Origin of the sequence: Paenibacillus contaminans (genome assembly GCF_003285015.1) — a bacterium.
Taxonomy (GTDB): domain Bacteria; phylum Bacillota; class Bacilli; order Paenibacillales; family NBRC-103111; genus Paenibacillus_V; species Paenibacillus_V contaminans.
In genome coordinates, this window is sequence record NZ_QMFB01000019.1 from 172,941 (window position 1) to 183,313 (window position 10,373).

The 10,373-nt window shown below is 54.1% G+C and carries 6 protein-coding genes; 4 read left to right on the forward strand and 2 right to left on the reverse strand.

Annotated features, from left to right (window positions below; genetic code table 11):
- Nucleotides 1–64 precede the first annotated feature (64 nt).
- Nucleotides 65–1,546 (forward strand): S41 family peptidase, encoded by a 1,482-nt coding sequence (locus DQG23_RS27695; RefSeq protein ID WP_113034282.1) that lies wholly within the window; start codon nt 65–67, stop codon nt 1,544–1,546.
- A gap of 171 nt (nt 1,547–1,717) precedes the next feature.
- Entirely contained in the window at nt 1,718–3,004 is a 1,287-nt protein-coding gene (locus DQG23_RS27700) for a PDZ domain-containing protein (protein ID WP_192894646.1), read from the forward strand.
- Between the two features lie 82 nt (nt 3,005–3,086).
- On the opposite strand, the gene DQG23_RS27705 is transcribed toward DQG23_RS27700, so the two are convergent.
- Both DQG23_RS27705 and DQG23_RS27710 read right to left on the reverse strand, forming a co-directional pair.
- Entirely contained in the window at nt 3,087–3,878 is a 792-nt protein-coding gene (locus DQG23_RS27705; protein WP_113034283.1) for an OmpA/MotB family protein, read from the reverse strand.
- On the reverse strand, nt 3,862–4,662 hold the full coding sequence (locus DQG23_RS27710; RefSeq protein WP_113034284.1) for a flagellar motor protein: 801 nt from the start codon (nt 4,660–4,662) through the stop codon (nt 3,862–3,864). The genes DQG23_RS27705 and DQG23_RS27710 overlap by 17 nt, the downstream gene beginning before the upstream one ends.
- 561 nt (nt 4,663–5,223) lie before the next feature.
- Between DQG23_RS27710 and uvrB the strand changes: the two genes are divergently transcribed.
- A complete protein-coding gene (gene uvrB / locus DQG23_RS27720; protein WP_113034286.1) occupies nt 5,224–7,221 on the forward strand; it encodes an excinuclease ABC subunit UvrB in 1,998 nt (665 codons plus the stop codon).
- Nucleotides 7,222–7,277: 56 nt separating this feature from the next.
- The gene (gene uvrA, locus DQG23_RS27725) at nt 7,278–10,160 is read left to right on the forward strand and encodes an excinuclease ABC subunit UvrA (RefSeq protein ID WP_113034287.1); all 2,883 of its coding nucleotides are present in this window, start codon (nt 7,278–7,280) and stop codon (nt 10,158–10,160) included.
- The last annotated feature ends 213 nt before the right edge of the window (nt 10,161–10,373 follow it).

A 10,373-nucleotide genomic window follows, 5' to 3' on the forward strand; every position in this document is an offset into this window, starting at 1 on the left:
ATAAACCATACGGGCTTGTCATATACTATTGCGTGGGCAAGCCGGTAAAGGTGGTGGAAGCGTTTTGGCGTTTAAGGGACGGACTGTACTTGCATTTATTTTGCTATCGATGTTTGCCAGCAGCATTCTGACTTTGACGATTGTGAAGTCTCCGGCGTTTTCTCAGGAAATCTCTGGGTCGGCGGGAGCGCCGTCGGGAACGGCGGGGTCGAAAGCGGGCGCCGGGTTGTCGGATGCCGATGTGAAGAAGATTTCCAAAACATTCGATCTGATCCAGAAAAATTACGTCTCCGAGGTCGAGCACGATAAAGTGGTGAACGGCGCAATCAACGGCATGCTGGCCGTGTTGGACGACCCGTATACGAGCTACATGGATCAGAAGGAAGCGAAGCAATTCGACGAATCGATCTCCTCTTCCTTTGAGGGAGTCGGCGCGGAGGTTTCGATGGTTGACGGCAAGGTGACGATCATGTCGCCGATCAAAGGATCGCCTGCCGAGAAGGCGGGGCTGCGCACGGGAGACGTTATTGTAACCGTCAACAGCGAAAAGCTGGACGGACTTACGCTTAACCAGGCGGTCATGAAAATCCGCGGGCAAAAAGGGACGCAAGCGAAGCTTGGCGTCGTTCGTTCCGGGGCGGCAGAGCCGATCGAGGTTATCGTGGTGCGCGATGCGATTTCCGTGGAGACCGTGTACGCGGAGATGATGAGTGACGGCATCGGCAAGATCGAGATCCGCCAGTTCTCTCTCAATACCGGCACGCGGTTTAAAGAGGAGCTAGAAAAGCTGGAGAACCAAGGGATGAAGGGGCTTGTCATCGACGTGCGGAACGACCCGGGCGGTTTGCTCGACGTCGTGCTCGATATCGTCCAGCCTTTCGTCGAGAAAGGCAAGCCGCTTATACAAGTTGAGAATAAAATCGGACAGAAGGATACGAAGGTGTCCGAAAATCCGAATCCGCCGAAAAAATATCCGGTCGCCGTGCTTATCAATAACGGCAGTGCCAGCGCGTCGGAAATTTTGGCGGGCGTTTTCAAGGAAGTCGTTCCCGGCAGCAAAATTATCGGCGAGACGTCGTACGGCAAAGGGACCGTGCAGGTCACGTTCTCCAAAGAGATGGGCGACGGCAGCAACATCAAAATGACCGTTTACAAATGGCTGACGCCGAACGGCAATTGGATCAATAAGAAGGGCGTCGAGCCGGATATGAAGGTGGAGCAGCCTGCGATTTACACTGTGGCGCCATTCTCGAGGAAGACGACGCTGAAGTTCGATACGACCGGCGAAGATGTCAAGACGCTGCAGACGATGCTGGCGGCGCTTGGTTTTCCGGCAGACCGGACGGACGGTTACTTTAGCGACAAAACGATGCGTGCGGTCAAATCGTTCCAACAACAGCACGGCCTGACGGCAACCGGCGAAGTCGACGAGAAGACGATGGATAAGCTGGAGCAGGAAACGATCGCCTTCATCAAAGAAGGGAAGCACGATTTGCAGCTTAGCGCGGCCGTGAAGCATATGCAGGATAAGCTGTCGGGCAAATAGCGGAAGCTCAGGCGAACGAGGCATACGGCTATTGGAACAAAAAGTAAGGGGAACGCTGGAAAGCGCGATTCCCCGGCAGGATATTGCTGCAGGCGCGTCGAAATAGAAGAAGAAGGCTGCGGAAGTCGGGCCTTCTTCTTTTATTTTTCATGCTTGTGAGGAGGCGGATGGATGAATTTAAGCATGGATTGGCTTAAACAGTTGGCCGAAGCTTTGCTTCAGCTGCTGCTGAATCCGCTTTATTATATCGGCTTGCTGCTGATTTTGCTGCAGTATCGCAGGCAGATGGCGCTCGAACGAAAACTTTTTCACGTCAAGCTGCATGGGATGCTTGGGGAAACGTGGCGTGCGGTACTGTCCGGCTGGCTGGCGGGTATCGCGGCTTCCCTCGTCATGGCTGTGATCGGGGCGAGATTGCAGCCGGAGACGGTACTGCTGCTGTGGGGGATAACCGCTGTACTTATGCTGGTAAGAGCTCGGCTTGCCTGCTTGGCATACGCAGTCGGGGCATTAGGGCTGCTTCAGGGATTATACGAGCTTATTCCGTCGCTTCGCGACATAAACGGTATGGGATGGCTGAAGACAGCGGTCGTGGAAGCGGATATGCCTTCGCTTTTTGCGCTCGTGGCCGTATTGCACCTGCTTGAAGGTATGCTTGTCCGCTGGCAGGGGCAGCGATTGTCCAGCCCGCTGTTCTTCGAGGGCAAGCGGGGCAAGCTGATCGGAGGTTATCATCTGCATGGCTTCTGGCCGGTACCGCTCTTCTTGCTTATTCCTGCTCCCGGGGGGCTGACGCTGCCATGGACGCCGTTCTTCTACGGCGATGCGGCGGCTGCCGGCTGGACGTTGATGGCTATGCCCGCTTTGATCGGTTTTACGGAGAGAACCGTCGCATTCCTGCCCAAGCATAAAACGGAGAGAACAAGCGGAAGATTGTATATTTACGGTACCATTATTCTCCTGCTCGCGGTCGCGAGCGAATATGTGCCCCTGCTTGTTCCAGTTGCCGCTATCCTCGGGATCGTGCTGCATGAGGCGCTGATTTGGGTCAGCAGACGAGAGGAATCCAACCATCGGCCGCTGTTCGTTCATGAGCGGAACGGATTGAAAATATTAGCCGTTCTGCCGAACAGCCCTGCCGCCGTCATGGGCTTGGAGCCGGGCGAGACGATTTATAAAGTGAACGGCGAGAAAGTGCAGACGAAGGAGCAGCTGCATCAAGCGATGCGTTTAAGCTCGGCATTTTGCCGGCTTGAGGTGGTCAACGGGGCCGGGCAGAACAAGTTCGTGAGCCGGGCGTTGTATGCGGGCGATCACCATCAGCTCGGTCTCATTCTGTGTCCGGATAGCGATGCCAGATATTATGTAGGCGAGAAGCAGCGGGAGCTGACGGTTGCCGCCTTCTTCCTGTCACGGTGGAAAGGACTGCGCAAAAACGATCAGACGGAGTCTATGTAACAGCTAGAATAAAGAAAAGCCCCATGAATTTGCCTTCCGGCAGTTCATGGGGCTTGCTGCCCTTAAAGGACGGCGAAGCCGTTTATCCTTGCGGAGTTTCCCGGAGCACGACGATTTCGACGCGGCGGTTTTTCTGCCGGTTCTCGGCGGTATCGTTGGGGGCTACGGGCCTCGTATCCGCAAAAGCAGCGGAAATGAACATGTCGGCAGGCAGCTTGGATTTATCGGTAAAGTACCGCGAAACGGATGCCGATCGTTCGAAGGATAAACCGAGATTATCCTTGAAAGCCGAGCCTGTGGCCAGCGGGAGATTATCCGTGTGTCCTTCGATGCTGATTTTGGCTTCCAGCGTCAGGAACAAGCTGGACAACTTGTCCAGGATAGGGAAAGCGCCGGCTTTTAGATCCGCTTTACCCAGATCGAACAGAAATAAATCGTTAAGCGTAACGGCTATGCCCCGCTGCGTATCGGCAACGAATACCTGGTTTTGCAGCTGGTTTTCGTTGACGTATTGATTGATCTTTTGCAGCAGGTCCTGAAGCTCCTGCTCCTTCTTCTCTTGTTCCTCGCGCTTTTGCTTCTGTTCTTCGGTTTCTTCCGTCGAGTCGCTCTTATTCGGTTCGCTTCCGTTCGTTCCCCGTCCGATGTCGACGCTTCCGATGACGCCTGATCCGCTTGGCAGCATCGCGTCCGAATTTTTAAACTGGAACTGGAGCGTCTGCGCCAGAACGTCGAATTTCGCTTTATCGACTTTGCTCATCGCGTACATGATGACGAAGAAGATGAGCAGCAGGGTAATCAAGTCGGCATAGGTGATCAGCCAGCGCTCATGGTTTTCGTGCTCGGCGTGCTTTCCTTTATTTCTCCTCGCCATTATCTCCACCTGCTTCCGGAGCATTGTTATTCTTCGTCTTGTCCTGATGGAGGAAGGAGGTCAGCTTTTTCTTGATCAGCTGTGGATTTTCGCCTGCTTGCAGCGCCAGAATGCCTTCCAGCATCAATTCCATTTCGGAAATTTGCTCTTTGCTGCGGATTTTGATTTTGCTCGCGATCGGCAAATAAAGAACGTTCGCACTGCTGACGCCGTAAAGCGTAGCCGAGAACGCAACTGCGATCGCCGGGCCGAGCGCTTCGGGATCTGCCAGGTTGCCGAGAACGTGAATGAGACCCATAACGGTACCGATAATACCCATTGTCGGAGCATAAGCGCCTGCCGATTCGAACACTTTGGCATAGCCTTCATGATGGTGCTCTAACGCATCCATCTCCAGCTCCAAGATTTGACGGGTCAACTCCGGATCGGTGCCGTCGACGACCATCATCAGGCCTTCCTTCAGAAAAGCGTTCGGGTGCTCCTGCGCCCTTTGCTCCAGCGCAAGCACGCCTTCGCGTCTCGCTATCGTCGCCATATCTACAATTTCATCGATAATTTGGTTCGGATTGCGTTTGGATTCCTTGAAGGCCATAGCGAACGCTTTCGGCAGCTCTTTGAGACGCGACAGCGGAAAGGATACGGCGACAGCGCCGAACGTCCCGCCGAATACGATCAGCATGGCGCTGGGAACGAACAGGGCGCTCAAATGTCCGCCGTCCCATATGTAGCCGCCTATTAAAGCGGCAAGGCCGAAAATAATGCCTAATAGTGTTGTAATGTCCACGTCATTCCACCCCTGATTCGTCATAAAAAAATATCTTTACTGGAGAAGAAAGGAAGCCAACTTCGTTTGCAAGAAGGTTGCAAACGCGGTATAATGAAAACGGGAACAGACATTCCTATCCGTTGTCATTTAATGGTTTTCAGTACTGCATGGAACTCGGAAATAAGCGGGAGCGGCTGACGTTTTTTTTGAAACGTCGGAAACTGATTGCTCCGTTTCCCGGCAAACGCGACTCGTTCAAGGATTTATGTTATTGCGAAAGCGTTTGGGACGGTTGGTCCGTTTATTCTTGTCGCGATCATGCTGCTGATTTCATATAACTTTATATCGGAACGTGCATAGGGAAAGTTTAGAGCGTTTCCTTGCGAACGGTTGTATACGGGGCCGTCGATAAGGCGATTCGTGCTTGTATCGTATCGAACACAGGGTGTCAGGGTATACGAACGTGTCCGGTGGCGAACAATGATTTCCATGTCCGTCTATGGCATGCATAAATAAATCAGCCTCTGAATTCAAGAGGTTTTTGAATGGGGTCTACAATAGTTAATGGGTGGGGGATGCATGAGCGATATTGAGCTTAACCGCAGAAAATTTGAGCTGGTTTCCAATTTTGCGCCTCAGGGCGATCAGCCGAAGGCGATCGAAGAGCTAGTCCGCCGCGTTCAAAGCGGCAGCATGCATCAGGCGCTTCTCGGAGCGACCGGCACCGGCAAAACGTACACGATTGCCAACGTTATCGCGCAGCTGAACCGGCCGACGCTTGTAATGGCCCACAACAAGACGCTGGCGGCGCAGCTGCACAGCGAATTCAAAGAATTTTTTCCGAACAACGCCGTCGAATACTTCGTCAGTTACTACGACTACTTCCAGCCGGAAGCATACATTCCATCCACCGACACTTACATTGAGAAGGATTCCAGCATCAACGACGAGATCGACAAGCTCCGCCACTCGGCGACCAGCTCGTTGTTCGAGCGCCGCGACGTCATCATCGTAGCGAGCGTTTCGTGCATTTACGGCCTCGGTTCTCCTAAAGAATACGGCGAGCTCGTCCTTTCTCTGCGCGTCGGCATGGAGCGGTCGCGGAACGAGCTTCTGCACCGTCTCGTGGATATCCAATACCAGCGGAACGATATAAATTTCGTACGGGGGACGTTCCGCGTGCGGGGCGATGTTGTAGAAATCTTTCCTGCATCGGGCAGCGAGCACGCGATCCGGGTCGAGCTGTTCGGCGACGAGATCGAGCGCATGACGGAAATCAACGTGCTGACCGGCGAAATTATCGGCGAACGCGAGCATGTCGCGATCTTCCCGGCTTCTCACTTCGTCACCCGGGAGGAGACGATGAAACGGGCGATCGTCAATATCGAGCGTGAGCTCGAAGAACGTCTCGTTGAGCTGCGCGAGGCGAATAAGCTTCTGGAGGCGCAGCGGCTGGAGCAGCGTACCCGGTACGACATCGAGATGATGCTGGAGATGGGCTTCTGCTCGGGCATCGAGAATTATTCGGGTCCGCTTACCTTCCGCGAACGGGGCGCAACGCCTTATACGCTTCTGGATTACTTCCCGGACGATATGCTGTATGTCGTAGACGAATCGCACGTGTCGCTTCCGCAGGTCCGCGCGATGTATAAGGGCGACAGGGCACGCAAAGAAATGCTTGTCGAGCATGGCTTCCGGCTGCCCTCCGCGCTGGATAACCGTCCGCTTCGATTCGAGGAATTCGAAGAGAAGATGACCCAAGCGATTTACGTATCGGCGACCCCGGGACCGTATGAGCTGGAGCATTGTCCGGAAATGGTGGAGCAGATCATCCGGCCGACCGGCTTGCTCGATCCGATTATCGAGGTGCGTCCGACGAAGGGGCAGATCGATGATTTGCTCGGCGAAATCAACGACCGCATCGCGAAAGACGAGCGCGTCCTCGTTACGACGCTGACCAAGAAGATGGCCGAGGATTTAACGGACTATTTGAAGGAAGTCGGAATTAAAGTGCGTTATTTGCACTCTGACATAAAGACGCTCGAGCGTTTGCAAATTTTACGCGATTTGCGGCTAGGCGTATTCCATGTGCTCGTCGGGATCAACCTCCTGAGAGAAGGGCTCGATTTGCCGGAGGTGTCGCTTGTCGCTATTCTCGATGCCGATAAGGAAGGCTTTCTGCGGGCGGAGCGCTCGCTTATTCAAACGATTGGGCGCGCGGCGCGGAATGCGGATGGACGCGTAATCATGTACGCCGACAAAGTAACCGATTCGATGGACAAAGCGATATCCGAAACGCGCCGCCGCCGAACGATCCAGGAAGGCTTCAACGAACAGCACGGCATTACGCCGACAACGATTCAGAAGAAGGTTCGCGACGTGATTGAGGCGACCAAAGTGGCCGAGCAGAAGGCGGACTATTTGACGGATGTCAAGCAAGGCAAGATGTCGAAGAAGGATCGGGCTTCCCTGATCGAGCGTTTGCAGTCGGAGATGAAGGAAGCCGCGAAAAATTTGCAGTTCGAGCGTGCAGCCGAGCTGCGTGACGCCATTATGGAGTTGAAAGCGCAGGATTAACGGGCGCTATTTATAAGATTTACATGTGGGAACACCGAAAGGATGGGGAAACGCAAGTGGCAACCGAAAGCATCGTCATCAAGGGAGCTAGGGCTCACAATCTTAAAAATATCGACGTGACGATCCCGCGGGACCGTTTCGTCGTGCTGACCGGGCTTAGCGGTTCAGGCAAATCCTCGCTGGCGTTCGATACGATCTATGCGGAAGGACAGCGCCGGTATGTAGAATCTCTGTCGGCGTATGCGCGGCAGTTTTTGGGCCAAATGGATAAGCCGGATGTCGATTCGATCGACGGCTTATCGCCGGCCATTTCGATCGACCAGAAGACGACAAGCCGCAACCCGCGTTCGACTGTCGGTACCGTAACCGAAATATACGATTACTTGCGGCTGTTGTTCGCGCGTATAGGACGGCCGCATTGTCCGGATCACGGCATCGAAATCACATCGCAAACGGTCGAGCAGATGGTCGACCGTATTATGGAATACCCGGAGCGGACGAAGCTGCAAATTTTGGCGCCGCTTGTTTCCGGGCGCAAGGGCGAGCATAGCAAGCTGCTTGCCGATGTTCACAAGCAGGGCTTCGTACGGGTGCGCGTGAACGGAGAAATCCACGACCTGTCCGATAAAATCGAACTCGAGAAAAACAAGAAACATTCGATCGAGGTGGTTGTCGACCGCATCGTCGTGAAAGACGACGTGCACGCGCGTCTCGCCGATTCGCTTGAGACGGCGTTGAAGCTCGCGAACGGACGCGTCATCGTTGACGTAATGGATCACGAAGAGCTTTTGTTCAGCCAAAACCTCGCGTGTCCGGAATGCGGCTTCAGCATCGACGAGCTGGCTCCGCGGATGTTCTCGTTTAACAGCCCGTTCGGTGCATGTCCGGACTGCGACGGTTTGGGCGTCAAAATGATCGTCGATCCCGATCTGCTCGTGCCGAATCCGGAGCAGACGATCGAGGAAGGCGCCTTCGAGGCTTGGGCCGGAAGCACTTCGAACTACTACCCGCAGTTTCTTGCATCCGTCTGCGCGCATTATCAAATTCCGCGCGATGTGCCGGTCAAGGAGTTTACGGCCGAGCAGATGAAGATATTGATGTACGGTACCGGCGGCGAAAAAGTGCGTTTTCGCTACGAGAACGATTTCGGACAATCGAAAGAAGCGCTAGTGCCGTTTGAGGGCATCGTCAGAAATTTGGAGCGCCGTTATCGGGATACCGGTTCGGACGGCATTCGGGAGTATATTGAGGCGTACATGAGCGCGAAGCCATGCGGTCGCTGCAAAGGACAGCGCTTGAAACCGGAAAGTCTTGCCGTTACGATCAACAGCCGGAACATTGCGTATGCGACCGATCTGTCGATTGGGGACGCGCAGCAGTTTTTCGAAGGATTGTCCTTGAATGAGAAAGAATTGGCGATCGGCCATTTAATCTTGAGGGAAATCAAGTCGAGGCTCGGCTTCCTCGTAAACGTAGGCTTGGATTACTTGTCGCTAAGCCGCGCAGCGGGAACGCTGTCCGGCGGGGAAGCGCAGCGGATCCGGCTTGCTACGCAGGTCGGCTCGAGCTTGATGGGCGTCCTGTATATTTTGGACGAGCCGAGCATCGGATTGCACCAGCGCGATAACGACAGGCTTATCCGTACGCTTGAGCATATGCGCGATCTGGGCAATACGCTTATTGTCGTCGAGCATGACGAGGATACGATGCTTGCGGCCGATTACATTATCGACATCGGACCGGGCGCCGGCATACACGGCGGTCAGATCATCGCTCAAGGAACGCCTCAAGAAGTGATGGCCGATGAAAATTCGCTGACCGGACAATATTTGAGCGGACGGAAGTTCATTCCGGTCGCTGCCGAGCGACGCAAGACGAACGGCAAATGGCTGGAGGTTAAAGGAGCTAAGGAGAACAACCTGCGCAACGTTAACCTGAAGGTGCCGCTTGGCGTGTTCTCCTGCGTGACGGGCGTTTCCGGATCCGGCAAGAGTACGCTGATCAACGAGATTTTGTATAAAACATTGGCGCGCGAGTTGAACGGTGCGAAGACGCGTCCCGGCGAGTACAAGCAAATGCTGGGATTGGAGCATGTCGAGAAGGTAATCGATATCGATCAATCGCCGATCGGCCGTACGCCGCGTTCCAACCCGGCGACATATACTGGCGTGTTCGACGATATTCGCGATGTGTTCGCAACGACGACCGAAGCCAAAGTGCGCGGTTATAAGAAGGGACGCTTCAGCTTTAACGTGAAGGGCGGAAGATGCGAAGCTTGCCGCGGCGACGGCATCATTCGGATCGAAATGCATTTCTTGCCGGACGTTTACGTTCCATGCGAGGTGTGCAAGGGCAAACGTTATAACCGCGAAACGCTTGAAGTGAAGTACAAAAGCAAAAATATCGCCGAAGTGCTCGAACTAACGATCGAGGATGCATGCGAATTTTTCAAGAACATTCCTCGCGTACACCGCAAGCTGCAATCGCTGTTCGATGTCGGACTCGGCTATATGAAAATCGGCCAACCGGCGACGACGCTTTCGGGAGGCGAAGCGCAGCGCGTGAAGCTTGCGGCCGAGTTGTACCGGCGCAGCACCGGCAAGTCGATTTATATTCTCGACGAGCCGACGACAGGGCTGCACATCGACGATATCGATCGGCTGCTCCGGGTGCTTCACAGACTCGTGGATAACGGCGAGACTGTGCTCGTCATCGAGCATAATCTCGATGTCATCAAGACGGCTGATTATTTGATCGATTTGGGACCTGAGGGAGGCAGTCGCGGCGGCTCGATTATCGCTACGGGAACTCCGGAGCAAGTCGTACGAGTGGAAGGTTCGTATACTGGGAAGTATTTGAAGCCGATTCTTGAGCGTGATCGGGCACGGACGGAAGCGATGGAGCAGCAACAGAAAGAGCTGGAGAAAGCGGCTTTGTAACGGGATCGAAACAGGGGTTGCATGCTGCATAGCAGAACAGAAGCCGGTTCTGCATGGTTTACGATTTTGTATGATTTACAGTTCTGCATGGTTTACCACCGCCTAGCGAGTAAATCAGCATATAAAGAAGCTTCCATCTCCACCCGATAGGAGGCCACTGACAAACTAATGATTTTTCAGTGAGTTCCAGTAGCGGGTACAAAAAATGCGACA

Bases quoted from the DNA above. Each gene is read 5' to 3' on its own strand.
- DQG23_RS27700 (WP_192894646.1), top strand. From the start codon at position 1,718: ATGAATTTAAGCATGGATTGGCTTAAACAGTTGGCCGAAGCTTTGCTT.
- DQG23_RS27705 (WP_113034283.1), bottom strand. From the start codon at position 3,878: ATGGCGAGGAGAAATAAAGGAAAGCACGCCGAGCACGAAAACCATGAG.
- uvrB (WP_113034286.1), top strand. From the start codon at position 5,224: ATGAGCGATATTGAGCTTAACCGCAGAAAATTTGAGCTGGTTTCCAAT.